The 16,401-nt window shown below is 60.2% G+C and carries 19 protein-coding genes; 4 read left to right on the plus strand and 15 right to left on the minus strand.

The features are described from left to right. The gene (locus tag FHX05_RS12920) at nucleotides 1-639 is read right to left on the minus strand and encodes an HD domain-containing protein (protein WP_183872450.1); all 639 of its coding nucleotides are present in this window, start codon (nucleotides 637-639) and stop codon (nucleotides 1-3) included. Between the two features lie 85 nt (nucleotides 640-724). Beyond that, entirely contained in the window at nucleotides 725-3,472 is a 2,748-nt protein-coding gene (locus tag FHX05_RS12925; RefSeq protein ID WP_246698904.1) for a DUF2339 domain-containing protein, read from the minus strand. A gap of 291 nt (nucleotides 3,473-3,763) precedes the next feature. On the opposite strand from FHX05_RS12925, the gene FHX05_RS12930 reads away from it, so the two are divergent. Then, nucleotides 3,764-4,102 (plus strand): hypothetical protein, encoded by a 339-nt coding sequence (locus tag FHX05_RS12930; RefSeq protein ID WP_112414598.1) that lies wholly within the window; start codon nucleotides 3,764-3,766, stop codon nucleotides 4,100-4,102. Between the two features lie 149 nt (nucleotides 4,103-4,251). Further along, complete coding sequence (locus tag FHX05_RS12935) at nucleotides 4,252-4,764, plus strand: superoxide dismutase family protein (RefSeq protein ID WP_015339310.1); 513 nt, start codon at nucleotides 4,252-4,254, stop codon at nucleotides 4,762-4,764. 115 nt (nucleotides 4,765-4,879) lie between these two features. On the opposite strand, the gene FHX05_RS12940 is transcribed toward FHX05_RS12935, so the two are convergent. The 7 genes from FHX05_RS12940 to FHX05_RS12970 all read right to left on the minus strand — a co-directional run bounded on the left by FHX05_RS12940 (nucleotide 4,880) and on the right by FHX05_RS12970 (nucleotide 9,111). Continuing rightward, complete coding sequence (locus tag FHX05_RS12940) at nucleotides 4,880-5,398, minus strand: tyrosine phosphatase family protein (protein WP_183872085.1); 519 nt, start codon at nucleotides 5,396-5,398, stop codon at nucleotides 4,880-4,882. Further along, the gene (locus FHX05_RS12945; protein WP_112337952.1) at nucleotides 5,395-6,012 is read right to left on the minus strand and encodes an HD family hydrolase; all 618 of its coding nucleotides are present in this window, start codon (nucleotides 6,010-6,012) and stop codon (nucleotides 5,395-5,397) included. The genes FHX05_RS12940 and FHX05_RS12945 overlap by 4 nt, the downstream gene beginning before the upstream one ends. Further along, on the minus strand, nucleotides 6,009-6,848 hold the full coding sequence (locus tag FHX05_RS12950) for a folate-binding protein YgfZ (protein WP_183872087.1): 840 nt from the start codon (nucleotides 6,846-6,848) through the stop codon (nucleotides 6,009-6,011). Before FHX05_RS12950 ends, FHX05_RS12945 begins: the two co-directional genes overlap by 4 nt. A gap of 177 nt (nucleotides 6,849-7,025) precedes the next feature. Continuing rightward, nucleotides 7,026-7,784: a hypothetical protein gene (locus FHX05_RS12955; protein ID WP_183872089.1), complete on the minus strand. Its 759-nt coding sequence runs from the start codon at nucleotides 7,782-7,784 to the stop codon at nucleotides 7,026-7,028. A gap of 16 nt (nucleotides 7,785-7,800) precedes the next feature. Beyond that, nucleotides 7,801-8,058, minus strand: a complete 258-nt coding sequence (locus FHX05_RS12960; protein WP_015339315.1) for a hypothetical protein — start codon at nucleotides 8,056-8,058, stop codon at nucleotides 7,801-7,803. Nucleotides 8,059-8,162: 104 nt separating this feature from the next. Then, a complete protein-coding gene (locus FHX05_RS12965) occupies nucleotides 8,163-8,597 on the minus strand; it encodes a TIGR02301 family protein (RefSeq protein WP_183872091.1) in 435 nt (144 codons plus the stop codon). A gap of 94 nt (nucleotides 8,598-8,691) precedes the next feature. After that, complete coding sequence (locus tag FHX05_RS12970) at nucleotides 8,692-9,111, minus strand: NUDIX domain-containing protein (RefSeq protein ID WP_183872093.1); 420 nt, start codon at nucleotides 9,109-9,111, stop codon at nucleotides 8,692-8,694. Between the two features lie 164 nt (nucleotides 9,112-9,275). Here FHX05_RS12970 and FHX05_RS12975 point away from each other — a divergent pair, with 164 nt between their 5' ends. Both FHX05_RS12975 and FHX05_RS12980 read left to right on the plus strand, forming a co-directional pair. Beyond that, nucleotides 9,276-9,596 (plus strand): YnfA family protein, encoded by a 321-nt coding sequence (locus tag FHX05_RS12975; RefSeq protein ID WP_112414602.1) that lies wholly within the window; start codon nucleotides 9,276-9,278, stop codon nucleotides 9,594-9,596. Between the two features lie 43 nt (nucleotides 9,597-9,639). Next, nucleotides 9,640-10,404, plus strand: coding sequence for an SOS response-associated peptidase (locus FHX05_RS12980; protein ID WP_183872095.1), 765 nt, complete (start codon nucleotides 9,640-9,642; stop codon nucleotides 10,402-10,404). A 75-nt stretch (nucleotides 10,405-10,479) separates the two neighbouring features. On the opposite strand, the gene FHX05_RS12985 is transcribed toward FHX05_RS12980, so the two are convergent. The 6 genes from FHX05_RS12985 to FHX05_RS13010 all read right to left on the minus strand — a co-directional run bounded on the left by FHX05_RS12985 (nucleotide 10,480) and on the right by FHX05_RS13010 (nucleotide 16,266). Continuing rightward, on the minus strand, nucleotides 10,480-10,620 hold the full coding sequence (locus FHX05_RS12985; protein ID WP_015339320.1) for a hypothetical protein: 141 nt from the start codon (nucleotides 10,618-10,620) through the stop codon (nucleotides 10,480-10,482). Between the two features lie 325 nt (nucleotides 10,621-10,945). Beyond that, entirely contained in the window at nucleotides 10,946-11,806 is an 861-nt protein-coding gene (gene pssA, locus FHX05_RS12990) for a CDP-diacylglycerol--serine O-phosphatidyltransferase (protein WP_112337946.1), read from the minus strand. 121 nt (nucleotides 11,807-11,927) lie between these two features. After that, on the minus strand, nucleotides 11,928-12,626 hold the full coding sequence (locus tag FHX05_RS12995) for a phosphatidylserine decarboxylase (protein ID WP_183872097.1): 699 nt from the start codon (nucleotides 12,624-12,626) through the stop codon (nucleotides 11,928-11,930). A 203-nt stretch (nucleotides 12,627-12,829) separates the two neighbouring features. Beyond that, entirely contained in the window at nucleotides 12,830-13,375 is a 546-nt protein-coding gene (pyrE, locus tag FHX05_RS13000) for an orotate phosphoribosyltransferase (protein WP_246698905.1), read from the minus strand. Between the two features lie 177 nt (nucleotides 13,376-13,552). Next, nucleotides 13,553-14,251, minus strand: a complete 699-nt coding sequence (locus tag FHX05_RS13005; RefSeq protein WP_112607353.1) for a phosphatase PAP2 family protein — start codon at nucleotides 14,249-14,251, stop codon at nucleotides 13,553-13,555. A gap of 128 nt (nucleotides 14,252-14,379) precedes the next feature. Beyond that, nucleotides 14,380-16,266, minus strand: coding sequence for an ABC transporter ATP-binding protein/permease (locus FHX05_RS13010; RefSeq protein ID WP_183872099.1), 1,887 nt, complete (start codon nucleotides 16,264-16,266; stop codon nucleotides 14,380-14,382). Between the last annotated feature and the right edge of the window lie 135 nt (nucleotides 16,267-16,401).

Below are 16,401 nucleotides of genomic sequence, written 5' to 3' on the forward strand. Positions count from 1 at the left end.
TCAGATTTCGTCTATGAACATTGCCAGCACGGTCTTCAGCCGGTCATGCCGTGCTCCGGCAAACTTGGCTCCGGTCTCGGTCTGGAATCCATCCGCCAGTTTGAACAGCTTTGTCTCGAAATGGTCAATGGCGAAGCGCTTGTCATCAAGCGGCCGCTCTGTCGCAAGCGGATCGAAGGGATCGTACAGGCCGGAGCCGAGACGCCCGGCAATATAGAAACAACGCGCAGCGCCCACCATGCCGATGGCATCCAGCCGGTCGGCATCCTGCAGGATCTTCGCTTCCAATGTTTCCGGTGGCAGGTTGGCAGAGAAACTATGTGTGGTGATCGCATGCGCAGCAGCGGCAATGTCGTCGTCTGCCCAGCCAAGTTGCCGCAGAATGCCCGAAGCTTTCTCGGCCGCAAGCCGCGAGGCCTGCGCGCGATGCGGCGAATTCTTTTCGACGGCGACGCAATCATGCAGCAGCACGGCCGCGGCGAGAATGCGCGCATTGCCGCCTTCTTCGGCCTGGATGGCCATGGCATTGCGGAAGACGCGCAGGATATGGGCAATATCGTGCGAACCGTCATCGCCATCCGCGGCGTGGGGAATGAGATCCGCAGCCAGCACTTCGAACGGGGCGAAAGCCCGCGCCATCTTGTCGGTGTCCATAGCTGCACTTGCTCCGGGATGATCAGTCGGCAGGTTTTATTGTCCTATCGGGTCAATGTATCAGCCGCAATCATTCCGTCGCCTTCTTACGCGTCAGGATTTTTTGGTAGAACAGGCCGATACCGATCAGGACAGCGCCGAGGCCGATGAAGGACAGTGCCCGCAGGAAGCCTTCGAGATTCGCCATGTCCATGAGGAAGGCTTTGACGACGGCGATGAAGACCAGCACCGCCGAGGCGATGCGTAGGCTCCGGGCCTCGAAGCGGGCGCCGAGCCCGAGAAGTGCGATGCCGATCAGCAACCAGACGACAGAGTAGGAATAGAGCTCGCCCTGGATGAAGCCGTTCCAGAAGGGAATGTACTCGCCCTGCCAGAAGCGTCGCACCGACAAGGTCGCCCATGCGAAGGCCATCACGGCCGCCGCGACAGCCAGCATTGCGACATAGGGGAGAGGACGCCGGTTGCGAGCAAAGAGCGCCAATCCGCCATAGGCCGCGGCAGGCAGAAGATAGGCGAGTAGCAACAGGTTGAAGAGTGGGATGCGACCCGTGCTCTCGCCTGTCATGAACGGGTTCAGTCCCAGCAGATGCAGGGTGAGGATCATTGCGACCGAAATGACGCCGAGAGCCATGCCGCCGTAACGGAAGACAGGGCTCGCGGCGCTGAGATCGAGCGCCATCAGCGTTGCGGAAGCACCGATTGCCAGCAGCGTATAGATCGACTGTTCCCCGAGCGTTGGAGCCGCATCGTTCAGAACGCCGCCGTTCATGGCGTGGCGCACGAGAATGGCGATCGTTAACAGTACGAGGAAGCAGGCGAGCGCCTGCAAAGTGTTGCGCAGTCGCAGGCTCGGCGAATGACGCGTGATGAACGCCGCAAGGACGGCAAGAGCCGCCGGAATGCCGTAGCCGGCAAGCAGCATGTTAAAGAGCGGTGTCGTGCCGAGCTCCGAGGGGTCGACGATCGTCGGTTGCCAGGCGATGCGCCCCATAGTGATGACAAGCGCGGCAACCATGGTCCATGGCAGAACGGGCCAATTGCGCAGGCGTCCCGCCAAAAGATAGGCGATGCCGAGAACCGGCAGCAGGATCGTCGCGGTGGCATGATGCGCAAGCGTATGCAGGGCGAAGACTGCTGCGGCAAACGAACCGGCCGCGAGGATGTTCGTCGGCAGGTTCAGTTCTTCTCCGTCGCTGCGATCCTGCCATTCCGCAAGCCCGATGAGAACTAGCGCCAGTCCGATGCCGTAGAGCCCATGCAGCCAGTCGAGCGTCCAGTTGCCGAAGTTGACGAAGCTGATCGTCGCGATCGCCAAGGGCGTGGCTGCCATGACAAGGCTCCAGAGAGCGGCATAGGGCTTCTCCGCCTGGGCGAAGCGCCGGAGGAAGAAGGCGCCGATGACTACGAAGAGGGCGCCGAGGCCGAGGACCTCATAGAGCACCGTGCTCTGCAGGCTGGCGGTTCCATCCGCCGTGGATTCGATCCCGGCGATCCAGTTGGTCAGAATGCCGGACGTGCCGACCACGGCGACGAGCGCGGACAGGATCGTTGCCCAGGCTGCATGCAGGCGGCCGGCACCGAAGGCCGCAACCGCTGCGACGATCGCCGCAAACATGAATGTCGCATCGACGATTGGATATCCATATCGAAGGCTGAAGCCGACGATGCAGAGTGATACCGTGAGCGCACCGATCGCGGCCGTCAGCGTCATGCCGAGGGGCTGTCGGGCGAGAAATGCCGCCCATTCTATACCGGAGCTTACTCGCTGGGGCGTGTCTTCGGCCGGTGCCGTTGTTGCGTCTTCCTTCACCGCTTCTGAGACTGGATAGCGTCCCGGCCACAAGAAGATGGTGCCGCCGATCATCGCCAGCATGGAAAGCGTGACCGGCGCGAGATCGACGACCGGGCTGAAGGTAATGTAGAGCAGCGGCCACAGGCTCAGGAGCCCATTTGCGAGCGACGGCGCGATCAACCAGCGGCGCAGGCGCGACGCCAAAAGGGTCGCAAGCCAGGTCAGAACGAGATAGCCGAAGAGTGTCCAGGGACGTGGCGCGGTAGAAGCGATGAGGGCAGGGGTCGCCATCGACGCCAGCAGGCCGAGGCCGGCAAGCGCCTGCCCATGCAACAGCGATAGTCCGAGCGTGGCAAGCGAGATGAGCGCGAGAAGAATGAAGGCGGTTGCGGGGCCGATGAATTCGTAGATGGCATGCGCCGCATAGGTCGAGCCGAACAGGGCGACGACACCGGCTGCCGTCAAGACGCCAGGGATCATCGCATTTTGAAAGGCGCTGTTCAGAACCGGCGCGGTGCGGCGGCGGATCACTTCGCCTGCAGCAATCAGGGCAAGGCCGAAGAGTGCCGCAAGAGCCAGACGCACGCCGGGGCTGAGAAGGCCGCTCTCGATCGAATATTTGACCATGAAGATGCCGCCGAGTGCCAGGGCGATGCCGCCGACCCAGACGGCCCAGCGTGCGCCGATAGTGCTTTCCAGGCTTTCCTTCGGTGGGGTGGAGGTCTGGCTCGCAAGAGGAGTGTCTTCTTCCTGGCCCGCATCCGCAATGTTGCGTGCAGCGAGAGCGGGCTCCTCGATTTCGGGCGCGGAAGTATCTTCGGTCGCGACTTTCGGTTCGTCGTCCATGGGTTGCGCGACGGCATAAGCCGCCGGAATCGATTCGCCCGTATCCGGCGTCAGCACCTTGCCCTCGAGAGCATTTTGCAGCTCCTGAACGCGCGCCTCAAGCTGCTTTATCCTTAGGTTGTGGCCCCGCAATACCACGATACCGACAATCAGGATGACGAGCGGCAACAATTCCATCATGTCCCCTCCATGGGCAATCCGTCGCACCATATACGAAACTGTTCATCGAGTAAGGCTGGATAGCCGGATTAGCCTATGATTCCAGGGGATTATGCCCCGTCGCCTGACAAGGCATCACAAAACCAATATTAGAAAATCCGGATTTGCCGCTTGGGAACTATGGTTAATACTCATTAACAATTTGTCTTTACCGGCAGCGCGAAGCAGCTTAATACCAGTTCCTAGTTTAGCTCTGAATGTATTGAGTACAAACGACGTCGCATGAGGCGGCTCCTACCCTAGGAGGTTTGTATGTCCCATGTTTCTTCCATATCCAATAGCTCCTATCCGTATCGTGGCACGCTCTCGCGCCTTGATGCGAATAACGACGGTCTTTTGAGCGAAGGGGAGCGCGCGGCGGCCGAGCGCCCCGGCATTCTCGAAGCCGACGATCCCGGTGCCGCTGCCGATGGTTCCAACAGCGCTTTGGGTAACCTGATCGCTAAGCTCATGCAATTGCCGGGCGCCGACGCTGCCTCTACGGCAAAGTCGCCGGAATCCAATGCCGTCTACGATCTTAATCTGCTGTCGCCGATGGATGCCTACAACAGTACCTACGGCCAATATGATGCCGATAGCGTAGCGGCCTGATACGTACTTTCATCCGATGAAAGGGCGGCCTGCCGGCGCACCGGCAAGCTGCCTTATCATTTTGATGTAGGATCATTTTTTCCAGTTACCGGAACCGTCATGCCTGCCATGCGTTGGGCAACAGCCACGCAGAACAGGGAGGGTGGTCCATGAAGCGGATAATGATCGTTGCAATTCTCGCTCTTGCCGCAGCCGCGCCCGCGGCAGCACAAACCCAAAGTCAAAATACCGCTACTGCCGATTTTGTCGGCCTCGACGGTAAGCAGGCCGGTCGAGCGACGTTGACTGAAGGTAAAAAGGGCGTGCTGATCGAATTGGAAGTGTCCGGCATGCCCGCCAATCGCTGGGTCGCCTTCCATATCCATGAGAATAGCCGGTGTGAGCATACGCACGGCTTCGAGTCCGCCGGCGGGCATTTCAATCCCACAAAGGCGGAACATGGCTTTCTGGCCGCCAGCGGGCCGCATGCCGGCGATATGCCCAACCAGTATGTCGATCAGGATGGCAAGCTGCGCGCCCAGGTCTTCAACGGCATGGTATCGCTGAACGGCAAAGACGGCATTCGCGGCCGCACGCTGATGATCCATGCGGAGTCCGACGATTACCGCAGCCAGCCCGTCGGCGGTGCGGGCAAGCGTCTGGCATGTGCCGTTATTCAATAGGGGCCGGCGGCCAGACAATCGAGAGTGAATCCAGCTATCGACGCGGTCGGCATCCGGCAGCGATTGTTCTGCCGAGGGCGTGCCTGCTGGCGCTGATTTGATGGCCGTCGACGCGCTAGCTGTCCAAGGACAGTGTGAAAGGTGCATTGCCGTCGGCATCCGCGCCGCGGCCGATCTCTTTGACTGCGGCGATCAGGCGCCCCTGGCGTCCCAGCAGCTCATCACCGATGGCGACCAGTCGGGCGTTCGGCGTGACGAATGGCGAGCTTACCCGCAGCTGACGCACCAGCACTAAATCGTCTTGCTCGGGGTGAACGGTCAAAGCCGCGATCAGCGCCGCCGCCGGCGAGCGGGAGACGCCCATCCAGCAATGGATGAGCAAAGGCGCGCTTCGATCCCAGCCGGAGGCAAAATCGATAATCGCGCGAACATGCGCCTCCTGTGGAGCGACGAGATCGCCTGTCCCGGCAAAACTGATGTCGTTCATATGGAGCAGCAGATGCCGATCCGCCTGGATGACCGCTGGGCGGTGGAAGCTGTGCTCCTTGGCCATAAGGCTGATCATTTCGCGCGCGCCATGATGAACGGCCATTTCGGCAATGCGGGCGAGCGGCGATACGACGATCCTGGTCACGCCCCAACCCTCATGGCAGCGCGCTCCGCCTCGATCGCTTCGAAGCGCTTCAGAAACAGCCGCTGCGCCTCGATTGCCGGCATCGGCTCGATCGGCAGCATCTCGCGTGTGATGTCGCGCGGCTGGCCGAAGAACTTGCGGGCTTCATCGGGCGTGAAGCCTGCAAGCAGCGTCGCCTCGAAATAGGCAGAGATCGTGTCGGCCTTCTTGATCTTTTCCTTGAGCTTCGGCGCGCAATGCGGAGGCAGGGCGAAGCGCCGGTAGATGGCAGCTTCGAGCCGTTTCTCCACGACCTTGTAATCGCCGCCGACGACGGACTTGAACGGTGAGATCATGTCGCCGATCACATATTCCGGTGCATCATGCAGCAAGGCGGCAAGCAGTTCGTCCGGCGTTGCCGGGTTGAGATGACGAAAGATCGCTTCCACCACAAGGCTATGCTGCGCCACCGAAAAGGCATGGTCGCCGGAGGTCTGGCCGTTCCAGCGCGCGACACGGGCAAGCCCATGCGCAATGTCACTGATCTCGACATCGAGCGGCGACGGGTCCAGCAGGTCGAGCCTGCGCCCGGATAACATGCGCTGCCAGGCGCGCGCAGTCGTCGCCGATGTCATGCCGACGCCTCGTCGGCGCGCGCGGGGAAGGAGAGGCCCGACCAGGCCGGCAGAGACACGGTAACGTCGATATCGCCCGCCCTTATCGGAGCCTCTTCGGCAATGGCTTCGCCGGCCCGGTCGATACGGACGATTGCAAGGCCCATATTGCCGGCGGTCGAGCCGAGAGTTCCGATCGGCTTGCTGCCGACGGTCAATTCCGTGCCGGAGGCGGGCAATTCGGCACCGCCGCTGACGATGACGACACGCCTGCGCGCCGTGCCGCGGTGGTGCATGCGCGAAACCACTTCCTGGCCGATATAGCAGCCCTTGCGGAAGCCGAGGCCGCCGTTCAGATCCATCAGCACATCATGCGGGAACGCGTCCTGCAAGGCGAAGTCGCGGCCGGAAACGGCAATACCGTTGGCGATCCGCAGCGCGTCATAGAGCGTATCGGGGTCGCTGCCGTGCTCGCCGGGCGTCCGGCTCAGCACAATCCCGGCCTTGGCGAAGCGGCTGTCCTTTGGCCCGTGCGTCGCATTATCTCCCCATGCGACCGTGACCCCCTGGGTATCCTCTGCGACGAAATCGACCTTGGCGCGCAGTCGATACATGGTGAGCCGCTTCAGCAGACCTTCCCGCTGTGCCGTGTCGGTTTCGAGTAAAAACTCTGCACCATCCCGCCAGATCATGAAGTCGAACAGGATCTTGCCCTGCGGCGCCAGCAACGCGCCGGGGCGAGCCTCATCGGCGCCAAGCGAGACGAGATCGGTGGTGATGAGATTGTGCAGAAACGCTTCTGCTTCCGCGCCGGTGATGCGGATGAAGGAGCGCTCTCTGAGGAATACGGCTGGCATGATGGTTCCGCTGATTTGGCCTGAAGCACGGCGCGATCTCTAAGACTCGCTTCCGGCGCTTCAGGTCTTTGTTCTTGCGCATGTCGTTGTCGCAAAACCGCTGTGCACTTTTGCGCGACATGCTTCATCACGCAGAGGTAGGGCCTTCAGCGAAGAACCGCAAGTTCTCCGGTCGGATCATTCGCCCGAGGTGAAGAATTTCCAGCGGCCGTCCGGCGTGATGCCGACGCGATAGAAATTATAGCCGCCGAATTCCTGCATGTCGGCATAGTCGCCGGCCGTCACGATACGCATCAGATCGACCTTCTCCGGGGTGGAGAGGGTCTTGATGTCCTTTTCGGCGAAATAGGGCCAGACATAGACCTCATCCGGGGTTCCCTGGCCGACATGTGCAAAGCCTGACGACATGATATCGAGGAGAATGGACTGGATTTCTATGCCGTCGGGATCGCCCGAAAGGTCATGCAGCGTCTTTATCGGATCTTCGCCGGGATCGTCGGCCGTAACCTGGGTCTGTTTCAGGCCTCCTCCGATGTTCATCAGCGGGCGCAGACGCTCAAGATCGCCGGAAGCGGCAGCCTCGACGATCGCGGTACGGAGCTTCTTTACCGGCTCGGGCGCCTTGTCGATATCGAAGAGGAATTCGACCGATTTGCCGGTACTGGAAGCGCCACCGCTGCTCTGTGCAGCCTGCTTGTTGATCAAGGGCTCAGGCGCCGGCAGCGCATTGTTGGCGGGTGCTTCCAGCGCCTGCTCGATCGGTTTCTCGTTTTTTTGTTGCGCGGACTTTGCTGTATCTCTCGCCTGGGGGGCTGGCGGATTGAGCTGAGAAAAGGCGCTAGCCGGAATGGGCAGAGCCACGCTGCCCAAAAACAGGTTTACGGCAGCGAAGGAGGCAATGGAACAGATGAGCGCATTGCCTGGAAAGATACGCATAAGCAATCTCTGGTTGTTATTGCAGGGTCCGGTTCGGAGAGAATTCACCAGCGAGCATGCGTTCACGCAGCGATTCGAGCAAGGCTTCGGCGCCCTGTTCCCCCTGAATCCTGATCGTCTCGCGAATTGCATGGGCAATGGCGGCGTCGGCGATGATTTCAGGCTCGATGCCGTCAGCCATACCGTCTGCCCAGGCTTCGTTCTGGTATTCCAGCGCTGCCTGCATCTTTTCATGAACGATCATGTCGTCGATTTCGTTCAGGCTGGCTTCCATTGTTTCTTTCCTCGAGACGTTCATGTCCTTACCACTTGCTTAATAACTTTATCAGCCTTTTCTCAAAACGACACGGCTCGCTGTCAAAAGAGGTTAATAAATCGTCAATTTCCAAAGCGTGCGGTGATTTCTGTTGCCAGTGTTGCACCTTCGTTACGGTATCGCTCTTCCGCAGTGCGGGCCTGCGGCGTGCAATTCGTGTAAACCGACGCAAAGGACCGATACCCACGGTTGAAAGCCGCAGTCAGTCTTTCTCTTCGTTTCGGCTCGTTCTTAGTTTCCGTGTCGAGCAACTGCTGCATATCGCCCCGCCAACCATCCTCGCGCGTCGGACTGCAGAGATTGCGCAGATAGTCGATCGAGCCGAGGATTTCGGAGAGCCGCGACAGCTGTTCGTCGTAGGGTACCGGCTGCTCCGCACTCCCGCTATCCGGCACCTGTGCCGGCGGCCCGCTTGCTGCCGGCTGTGCGGCAGCGGGAAAGGCTGCGGCAAGCGCGATGCAGATCAGAAGCGGTCGGCCAAGGTTGTTATGAATCATGTAACCATGTTGACCGGACAAGCATGACGGGAACAAGGCGTGGCAGGTGGTTTCCACCCCGATATTGCTCAGCATCGTTAATTTCGGGGCCGAGCTATGCGTTTTCTGCAGCCAGCCGTTCCACGCATTCGAGCACGCTGGCCGGAACGGGCAGGGCGCGCACCTCCTCCACCGTGTACCAGCCGATGGCAGCCGCATCGTCGGCGGCCTCGGCGACGGCATCCTCATCGGCGTCCACGAGGAAGACCGAGAGCAGGAAGTGGCTCGTCAGGGTCCCGTCTGCCGCGTGGGAGCGCAGGTCGTAAGTCTCGAACAAGCGGGGATTGCGGGCTGAGATGCCGGTCTCCTCCTTGAACTCGCGCAGTGCCGCGTCGGCCGGCGTCTCTCCGTCTTCGGCCCGCCCGCCCGGAAAGGCGTACATATCGGCGGACGGCGGATTGCTGCGCAAGACTAGCAGGAAGCGGCCGTTGCGCTCGAGAATGGCAGAGGAGGCAGGGCGGGGATTGTAAGTCATAGATTGCTTTGCATTTGGATGGGAAGATCGGTGTGCAAGGATACTAGGTCATCGGCGACCAATCTCTATAGGAAACGCCGCTTGCTGTCCCGCGGGAAAGCCCATTAACTCGCTTCCGGCGGAAGCCGCGATTCTGAATGCATCGAATATGGGAACGATCGGGGATGATTTACGGGCTATATGCTTTGGCTGCTCTCGCCGAGATCGCAGGCTGCTTTGCCTTCTGGGCGTGGCTGCGTCTCTCGAAGCCGGTCTGGTGGCTCGCACCCGGCCTTGTCTCGCTGGCGCTCTTTGCCTGGCTGCTGGCACTGGTGCCGAGCGAGGCGGCGGGGCGCACCTTTGCTGCCTATGGCGGCGTCTATATCGTTGCCTCCATTCTCTGGCTCTGGCTCGCCGAAGGGCGGCTGCCGGACCGGTGGGATATTTCAGGCGCCATCATCTGCCTTGCCGGTGCGGGGATCATTCTCTTCGGTCCGCGCGGCTGACATCAGACTTGACCCTCCGCTTCTCGGGTGCAACACAGGCTTCATGTGCGGACGTTTCGCTTTGACATCGACGGCAGACCAGGTGGGCGAAGCGCTCGGCGTCCTGCTGAACGAGGCATTTCCCGCGCGCTATAATATTGCGCCGACGCAGCCGATCCTTGTCGTCATATCGGGCGATAGGCAGCGACCGGGCAGTAACCTGCCGGATCGCCGTGCTCTGCTCGTGCGCTGGGGCTTTATGCCCGACTGGGTGAAGGACCCCAAGGATTTCCCGCTGCTGATCAATGCGCGAGCGGAAACGGCCATCGGCAAGGCCTCCTTTCGCGCAGCCATGCGCCATCGTCGTATCCTCATCCCGGCATCCGGTTTCTACGAATGGCATCGACCGCCGAAGGAAAGCGGCGAGAAGTCGCAAGCCTATTGGATTCGTCCTCGCAGCGGCGGCGTCATCGCTTTTGCCGGGCTGATGGAAACCTGGTCGTCGGCCGACGGTTCCGAGGTCGATACGGGGGCGATCCTGACCACGGCGGCAAACAGCGCCATTCGATCCATCCATGACCGCATGCCCGTTGTTATCAAACCGGAGGATTTCGCTCGCTGGCTCGATTGCAAGACGCAGGAGCCGCGTGATGTCCTTGATCTGATGAAGCCGGTTCAGGAGGATTTTTTCGAGGCGATCCCGGTTTCGGATCGCGTCAACAAGGTTGCCAATATGGGGCCGGATGTGCAGACACCCGTAGTGCTCGATCCGGTCAGAAAACTGCCGAAGAAGGCAGATCCGGACGATGGCCAGCTAAGCCTTCTCTGAGCGGCCGCCATTCGGCGGCCAGTGATCGGAAATGCTTCCTGCCGGTATCGGTCGGCGGCGGGTGCAAAGCTATTCTCAGGCGATCTTCTTCTTGAGAGGCTTCGTCTTCAGCATCAGATGGGCTGCAAGAACGGCTTTCAGGCCCAGCGGACGATAATGCTTGCTGGGGTCGATCTTTGCCTGCGGTTGTGCCGGCTGGTCTTTCTTCTGCGTCATGTCCCACCCCTCACCATGCTCCCCCGGAGCATTTTTCGATTCACAGTCGAGTAGTGCTTTTTGTCGTAAATCATGACAAATCGAAGGCGTTTTCCAATCAGCTTTTGTAAACAACGACCATATTTCGAGAGATTAGCCCCGAAACCTCGTGTAGAATCCGCACTGCCGCAATGTTTGAATCTGCGGAAATATCGCGCCGCCAGCTCCCCATTGCGCCGCTGAGCGATCACCATGTCTCTGATTGACAAGGAAGGCTTACAGACTTGTGGTTGCGGCGCAGCGAAGCTGCCGAAGGGCTGCCGCGCGGCGATTTAATATGCCGTCATTAGATATGCCGGCCGATGTCGTCGTTGGAATCGTCGACATTGGGATCGGCGGGGCCGTTGATGGTGTAGGTGCCGTATTTCTTCGCCCAGGAGCGCGCACCGAAGGGCAGGGACAGCAAATAGATGACGACGGTCACGACCATGACATGCCACGTATAGCTCATCAGCAGCGCGACATAGACGACAAGGCCGAGCATGATCGGCAGCACCAGATCGCGCCTTACGCCGTTGCCTTCCGATTTGCCGGACCATACCGGCAGTCGGCTGACCAGCAGGAAGCCGATGAGAACCGTGTAGGCTGCGCCCCATAAGGCGAAGGTGCGGTCCGGCGTCACGCCGAGAAAGCCGAGATAAACAGGCAGCAGCACCAGCATGGCGCCGGCAGGCGCGGGTACGCCGACGAAATATTCCGACTGCCAGGAGGCCTTGTGCTCGCGCTCGGCCATGACGTTGAAGCGGGCGAGCCGCAGGCCGGCGGCGATCGTGTAGATCAACGCGGCGATCCAGCCGAGCGAACGGGCCTGATCGAGAAGGAAGACGTAGACGACGAGCGCCGGGGCAACGCCGAAGTTGACGATGTCGGCGAGCGAATCCATCTGCGCGCCGAACTTCGAGGTGGCCTTCATCAGCCGCGCGACGCGCCCGTCGATACCGTCGAGGAAAGCGGCGACCAGCACGGCCACGACGGCGAGCTCGTATCGGTTTTCAAAAGCGAGGCGAATGCCTGTCAGGCCCGAGCAGATCGCCAGCACGGTGATCATGTTCGGCACGATCAGCCGCAACGGAATTTCCCGGAGACGCGGTCCGCGTGCTTCGTCGTTGGGCCCGTGTGGCTCGAAAGGCGGAAAAGGCGTCTTCATCTCGCTCGTGTTCCTAGAGCAATTCCAGCAAAAGCGCGAAGCAGTTTTGTGTCCGGAATTGCGTGAAAACAATGGTGTAGAGTATTTCCGTACCTCAGTTTAGGGGGAAATACTCTCGGATTCAGCTGCGGCGGCTAAGGGTTGCGCCCTTGGCCGAGCCGAATTCGGCAATAACGGTTTCGCCGGCGATCGCCCGCTGGCCGACGGCAACGCGCGACGAAGCACCTTCCGGCAGGAAGACATCGAGGCGCGAGCCGAAGCGGATGAGGCCGATGCGCTCACCGGCATCCAGCGGCTCGTTCGGATGAACGAAACAAAGAATGCGCCGGGCAACGAGGCCGGCAATCTGCACGACGCCGATTTCGCCATGCTTTGTTTCGATCACGAGGCCGTTGCGCTCGTTCTGTTCGCTGGCCTTGTCCAGTTCGGCATTGAGGAAGCTGCCCTGGCGATAGGCGACATTGGCGATGCGGCCGCGCATAGGCGAACGGTTCACATGGCAATCGAAGACGTTCATGAAGATCGAGATACGCAGCATCGGCGCGCTGCCGAGGTTGAGCTCAGCCGGTGGCGTCACCATCTGCACGCTCGAAACCTTGCCGTCTGCCGGCGATATCGCCAGATCATCGTCCTGGGGCGTCATGCGTTCGGGATCGCGGAAGAAATAGGCGCACCACAGCGTCAGGATCAGGCCGATCCAGAAGAGCGGCTTGAAGATCCAACCGAGCACCAGCGACGCGACGAAGAAACCTGCAACGAAGGGATAGCCTTCCTTGTGTACGGGAACGATGACATTGCGTACGCTGTTCATCAAGCTCATCTATGGCCTACTCCGTTAGGGCATTCCCGCCAGGAACCAGGCTCCGGTTCTCCGTCAAGATCATGCCAGTCAAAAGAATGAGAACAAGATAAGCGGTCTTGCTCTGAATACCAGTCGAGCGTGACTACAGGCAAACTCTGTCATGGGCAATGCTTTCGCACGCTCGTCTTCAACGCAATCCTATTCTTGGCCGATGCGGATGCCTACAGGGCATCTTCCAGCTCTGCTCTCGTAAAGACGGGCAAGACGGAAAGGTGGGGAAGGCCCTGGACCGCGGGTACGCCATCTCCTCGCCAGATCGCACAAATGACGGCAAGAATCTCCGCCTGCGAGCTGATTGCCAGGTGATAGGCACCTTTTACGGCGCCACCTGTCGAAATCACATCTTCGATAAAGGTTACACGGCGGCCGGAAACGTCTTGTCCCTCGATTGCTTGACAGGTCCCATAAGCCTTTGCTTGTTTGCGGACGAACGCGGCCGGAATTCCAGTCTCCAGGGAGATCGCTGTGACGAGCGGGATGCCTCCGAGTTCCAGGCCGGCAATGATTTCGGTTTCAACGGGGATGAGCTCAGCCATTGCCTTGGCAAGCGGCTTCAGCAGTGAAGGCATGCCTTCAAAGCGGTATTTGTCGAAATATCGGTTGGAGATCTGGCCCGAGCGGAGTTCAAATTCGCCTTGCAACATTGCCACCTCGGCAATGCACCGAGCAAGATCGCTTTTCGTTTGAATTAACGCAGCTGCCATCATTCAATCTCCTTCGTCATACCGCCTCCCGTGTATTAGCCGGGAATCGTGCGACCGCAAACCACACAGTGCCCTTGGCGGGTGCGATGTGAAGCGCAGATTTGGGGAGGTTCGGGGACTGAGTAAAGGGAAGCCGCCGGAGACTATCCGGCGGCTCGTGCATTCGCTGCAGGTTGGAAATCAGAGGCCGAGAGCAGCGCGTAGCTCAGCCTTGGCGCCTTCATACTCGGTCTTGTAGTCGTCATGCGTCATGATGGTTTCGGCGATGACGGTACCCGCAATATGGGCGGCTTCGATATCGGAGGCGTAGTGGATGCCGCCGACGATGCGATTATGGCCGTATTCCCAGGCACGCGCCATGATGGCGGCGCGCTTTTCCGGCACCATATTCGCGAGCACGATGCCCATCAGCGTGCCGACAGTGGCATGGCCGGACGGATACGAGCCGGACTTGGAGAGCGGAACGATCGGCTTGACGAGGTCGCTGTAGAGATGCGGGCGCGGGCGCTTCCAGACATCCTTGGCGGGATCGACGACGGCGCCTTCGGTCTCGACGACGCGATCGAAGAAGGCCGAAAACTTCGGCAGGTTTTCCTTGGTGAATTTCGGATTGTCGATGACGTCGGAGAAGCGCCAGACGTTCTCTTCGGCATCGGCCACGGCGCGAGCCGCCATTTCCGGCGTGCGGGTCACCTGGATCGTCAGGATTTCGCCGAGCTCCGCCTTCATCTGCGCGGAATCATTGGCGGGTGGCGGCGGCAGCAGATCGAGAAGGTTGATCTCCTTGGCATCGGCGAAAGGCTTCGCATCTTCGGCGAAAACCGGCGAGGCCAGGCCGACGACGAGCAACAGGCTTAAAGCTTTGGCAAAAGTACGCATTTGGGGGCTCCCTTCAAAAGACCCTCGTACCTAGCAAGCTGTCATCTCAGTCTCGTGACAAAAATCGGTGCATAACCGCTACGCCTCGGTGCTGCCATGGGGAAAGGATTCAATGCATCCGCAGTTTTTCACCTTGCCGGCGCCAGGCGGTCGATAACGCCCAGGTCGTCGTTCTCGCGCACCTGCTTCAGATGCTCCTCGGCCTGCGTCGCCTCGCGCTGACGATTCCACATGGAGGCGTAGAGCCCGTTTCGAGCCAGCAGATCGGCATGGGTGCCGCGCTCGGCGATCACGCCGCTTTTGAGCACGATGATCTCGTCCGCGCCGATGACGGTCGACAGGCGGTGCGCGATAACGAGGGTCGTGCGGTTCTTGGAGACGACGTCGAGGGCGGCCTGTATTTCGCGTTCGGTCGTCGTATCGAGCGCAGAGGTCGCCTCGTCGAGGATCAGAACGGGCGGCGATTTAAGAACGGTGCGCGCGATCGCCACGCGCTGCTTCTCGCCGCCAGACAATTTGAGACCGCGTTCGCCGACCTTGGTCTCGAAGCCTTCGGGCAGATTGCGGATGAACTCACCGATCTGCGCGATCTCCGCGGCCGCCGTCACGTCCGCCTCGCTTGCGCCCGGCCGGCCATAGCGGACGTTGTAGGCGATGGTGTCGTTGAAAAGCACGGTATCCTGCGGCACCATGCCGATGACCTTACGCAGGCTCTTCTGCGTGACGGTCCGCAGATCCTGGCCGTCGATGGTGATCGTGCCGCTTTGCACATCGTAGAAACGATAAAGCAGGCGCGACAACGTTGATTTTCCGGCGCCTGAAGGCCCGACGACGGCGACGGTCTTGCCTGCCGGAACTTCGAAAGAAATGCCCTTCAGGATCGGCCGGGCCGGATCATAGGCGAAATGCACGTCCTTGAACGCGATCGCGCCATTACCGATGACAAGTTCCTTGGCGTCAGGCGCATCGACCACCTCGGGCTCGACCTCGAGCAGATCGAACATCTCCTCGATATCGGTCAGGCCCTGGCGTATTTCGCGATAGACGAAGCCGATGAAGTTGAGCGGCACGGAAAGCTGCAGCAGCATGGCATTGATGAAGACGAAGTCACCGACCGTGTGTTGGCCGTTCAGGACCGACAAGCCGGACATGACCATCATCACGGTCGTGCCGAGGCCGAAGATCAGTCCCTGACCGAAGTTCAGCCAGCCAAGTGACGTCCAGACGCTGGTGGCTGCCTTTTCGTATCGCTCCATCGATTGATCGAAGCGTTTGGCTTCCATCTCCTCGTTGCCGAAATATTTGACCGTCTCGAAATTCAGCAGCGAATCGATCGCCTTGGTGTTGGCGTCGGTATCACTGTTGTTCATCGTGCGGCGGATGGAGATGCGCCAGTCGCTCGCCTTGACGGTGAACCAAATGTAGAGCCAGACCGTGACGGCCGTGACTGCAAGATAGGAAAAGCCATAGCCGCGCCAGAAGATGATGGCGGTCAGCAGGAATTCGATGAAGGTCGGAAACGTGTTGAGGATCGTGAAGCGGACGATCGTCTCGATGCCCTTGGTGCCGCGCTCGATGATGCGCGAGAGGCCGCCGGTCTTGCGCTCCAAATGGAAACGCAGCGAGAGCTCGTGCATGTGCACGAAGGTTCGGTAGGCGAGCTGGCGCACCGCATACTGACCGACACTCGCAAACAGCGCGTCGCGCAGCTGGTTGAGGCCGAGCTGGATCAGGCGCGTCGCGTTCGTGGCGATGATCAAGGCGACAGCGCCGACGAGGAAGGCAGGCAGAATGCCCTGCATGTCGAGCTTGCCGTTCAGCGCATCGACGGACCATTTGAAGAAGTAGGGGACCAGCAGCAGGAAGAATTTCGAGACCAGCAGGAAGACGGTCGCCCAGACCACCCGCATCTTCAGATCCATGCGCCCGCTTGGCCACATATAGGGCCAGAGATTGACGATCGTGTTCAACGGATTGCTGGAATCCGCCGATATGGTTTTCTTCTGGCCTGCCATGTCCGTCTCCGGCGAATAATTGGGCAGCCGGGTGTGACAGCATTGCACAGCCGACTGGCAAGCCTTCGAAGCCAAGACATGGCCATTGCGTGAAGGCTATGGGGTTGGGCGACGCTTATACTATTTTCGTGCCGC

The organism is Rhizobium sp. BK491 (genome assembly GCF_014194925.1).
In the GTDB taxonomy this organism is placed as follows: Bacteria; Pseudomonadota; Alphaproteobacteria; order Rhizobiales; family Rhizobiaceae; genus Rhizobium.

Bases quoted from the DNA above. Each gene is read 5' to 3' on its own strand.
- FHX05_RS12920 (WP_183872450.1), bottom strand. From the start codon at position 639: ATGGCGCGGGCTTTCGCCCCGTTCGAAGTGCTGGCTGCGGATCTCATT.
- FHX05_RS12925 (WP_246698904.1), bottom strand. From the start codon at position 3,472: ATGATGGAATTGTTGCCGCTCGTCATCCTGATTGTCGGTATCGTGGTA.
- FHX05_RS12930 (WP_112414598.1), top strand. From the start codon at position 3,764: ATGTCCCATGTTTCTTCCATATCCAATAGCTCCTATCCGTATCGTGGC.
- FHX05_RS12935 (WP_015339310.1), top strand. From the start codon at position 4,252: ATGAAGCGGATAATGATCGTTGCAATTCTCGCTCTTGCCGCAGCCGCG.
- FHX05_RS12945 (WP_112337952.1), bottom strand. From the start codon at position 6,012: ATGACATCGGCGACGACTGCGCGCGCCTGGCAGCGCATGTTATCCGGG.
- FHX05_RS12950 (WP_183872087.1), bottom strand. From the start codon at position 6,848: ATGCCAGCCGTATTCCTCAGAGAGCGCTCCTTCATCCGCATCACCGGC.
- FHX05_RS12955 (WP_183872089.1), bottom strand. From the start codon at position 7,784: ATGCGTATCTTTCCAGGCAATGCGCTCATCTGTTCCATTGCCTCCTTC.
- FHX05_RS12960 (WP_015339315.1), bottom strand. From the start codon at position 8,058: ATGGAAGCCAGCCTGAACGAAATCGACGACATGATCGTTCATGAAAAG.
- FHX05_RS12965 (WP_183872091.1), bottom strand. From the start codon at position 8,597: ATGATTCATAACAACCTTGGCCGACCGCTTCTGATCTGCATCGCGCTT.
- FHX05_RS12970 (WP_183872093.1), bottom strand. From the start codon at position 9,111: ATGACTTACAATCCCCGCCCTGCCTCCTCTGCCATTCTCGAGCGCAAC.
- FHX05_RS12975 (WP_112414602.1), top strand. From the start codon at position 9,276: ATGATTTACGGGCTATATGCTTTGGCTGCTCTCGCCGAGATCGCAGGC.
- FHX05_RS12980 (WP_183872095.1), top strand. From the start codon at position 9,640: ATGTGCGGACGTTTCGCTTTGACATCGACGGCAGACCAGGTGGGCGAA.
- FHX05_RS12985 (WP_015339320.1), bottom strand. From the start codon at position 10,620: ATGACGCAGAAGAAAGACCAGCCGGCACAACCGCAGGCAAAGATCGAC.
- pssA (WP_112337946.1), bottom strand. From the start codon at position 11,806: ATGAAGACGCCTTTTCCGCCTTTCGAGCCACACGGGCCCAACGACGAA.
- FHX05_RS12995 (WP_183872097.1), bottom strand. From the start codon at position 12,626: ATGAGCTTGATGAACAGCGTACGCAATGTCATCGTTCCCGTACACAAG.
- pyrE (WP_246698905.1), bottom strand. From the start codon at position 13,375: ATGATGGCAGCTGCGTTAATTCAAACGAAAAGCGATCTTGCTCGGTGC.
- FHX05_RS13005 (WP_112607353.1), bottom strand. From the start codon at position 14,251: ATGCGTACTTTTGCCAAAGCTTTAAGCCTGTTGCTCGTCGTCGGCCTG.
- FHX05_RS13010 (WP_183872099.1), bottom strand. From the start codon at position 16,266: ATGGCAGGCCAGAAGAAAACCATATCGGCGGATTCCAGCAATCCGTTG.